The 1123-nt window shown below is 39.8% G+C and carries 2 protein-coding genes; both read left to right on the top strand.

Annotated elements, in window-relative coordinates; genetic code table 11:
• The coding region (locus CXF78_RS01390; protein ID WP_180957017.1) for a PLP-dependent transferase at positions 1 to 392 on the top strand (392 nt) is incomplete at its 5' end.
• Positions 393 to 473: 81 nt separating this feature from the next.
• Complete coding sequence (locus tag CXF78_RS01385; RefSeq protein ID WP_102035753.1) at positions 474 to 899, top strand: hypothetical protein; 426 nt, start codon at positions 474 to 476, stop codon at positions 897 to 899.
• Positions 900 to 1123: the final 224 nt, after the last annotated feature.

Below are 1123 nucleotides of genomic sequence, written 5' to 3'. Positions count from 1 at the left end.
AAAATGCCTTAAAAGTGGCGAATTGGTTGGTGACTCGTGCAGAAGTGGATCATGTCCGTCATCCAGCATTTGATACTTGCCCAGGTCACGAGTTTTTTAAACGCGATTTTAGCAGCGGTAACGGTTTGTTCTCATTTGTACTTAAGCAAGGCGACTTAGCGTCAGTCACAGCTTTTGTTGAAAACATGGACCATTTTAAAATGGGTTTTTCATGGGGCGGTTTCGAAAGCTTAATCTTAGGGGTATTCGGTATTAACAATATCCGTACTGCTACCCAATGGGACAGCAGTAAACCATTAATACGCTTACACATTGGACTTGAAGATGCCGACGATTTAATTGCCGATCTCGATGCTGCCTTTAGTCGATATAATGCAATATTACAGAAATAGCCATTACTCATTATTGACGGTAAAATCCGTACACTGTTTCTAAAAAAACGTTTATGGAATGTTCAAACGATAAGGAAATAAATGAATATCATCAAATTAGTCATACTCAGCCTGTGCATTAGCATTGGCTATTATGCATTGAGCATAGTGGCAATCGGCCAGTCTGCTGCCGGCAACTTATTGTGGCGATTAAATAGCAGTGAATATCCATTACTGGCTCACCTTGCGCAGAACTTTATTGGTATCGGCTTAGCCGCGTTAATTCCTGCATTTCTAGTCAAAAGTTACGAGGCAGCAAGACAATGGATAGCCATCACCATAGTGATTTTAGGTGCTATGTTATTGCACGGCAATATTCATTACATGCCATGGGATCCTATGGGTATTGTGAGGTTTGTAAACAACACCTTGTTTTACGGTGATATCGGTGCAAAAGTGCTGTTTTTCTATATCTTACTGCTCCCTGTATTGTGGTTGTTACTGCTCAAACGTATGGCTCGTATTTAACAAAACCCGAATTTGAGCGCTAAACCAAAACTGATTTAACACACCTTACTAGTTAAGATGACAAACAATCTAAGCCCTGAGCCATTATCGTCTCAGGGCTTTTTTACTCTCAATAAAAGCTATTGAAATAATCACTAAGCATTTAGCGAAACCGTTGTTCAAAAAATACTTTTGGTCACTGTGAAAATGATAAAAATCTCAGCGTGCTCATGCGATGATATCGC

Source organism: Shewanella sp. 11B5 (assembly GCF_002836795.1).
Lineage (GTDB): Bacteria > Pseudomonadota > Gammaproteobacteria > Enterobacterales > Shewanellaceae > Shewanella > Shewanella frigidimarina.
The sequence above is the reverse complement of the archived record's forward strand: the minus strand, read 5'-3'. Positions and strand labels throughout refer to the sequence as shown.